The organism is Bacillus sp. SIMBA_005, from assembly GCF_046535585.1.
Taxonomy (GTDB): Bacteria; Bacillota; Bacilli; order Bacillales; family Bacillaceae; genus Bacillus; species Bacillus pumilus.
In genome coordinates this window covers 1-251 of record NZ_JAWRWI010000841.1, presented here as the reverse complement: position 1 = coordinate 251, position 251 = coordinate 1, and the positions used below count along the sequence as shown (strand labels likewise).

General features: G+C 55.8%; 1 protein-coding gene. It reads left to right on the top strand.

Translation table 11 applies throughout. The features are described 5' to 3' along the window. Nucleotides 1-12 precede the first annotated feature (12 nt). Nucleotides 13-251: hypothetical protein (locus SB660_RS22445; protein WP_410584684.1), on the top strand; the 239-nt coding region annotated here is incomplete at its 3' end.

Here is a 251-nt window from a genome sequence, read left to right as displayed (position 1 = left end):
AGAACGGCTCTGATGCAGACGACGGGAAGCAACGGTAATTATTCTACCGGCAATGGCAGCGCAATTTGTGGTACAGCCCGTATTCCTGAACCGGCTAAAGGCGTGATGGAAAGCATGTTTGGCTCCTCAGTGAATACTGATAGCGTGACAGACGCCGAACGAACTGCGCTGGACACAATGCAGTCTACCCTGGACGCAGCGGCACAGGCCTACGTGGATGCATACCTCAGCCGGCGTGATCGTGACACGGG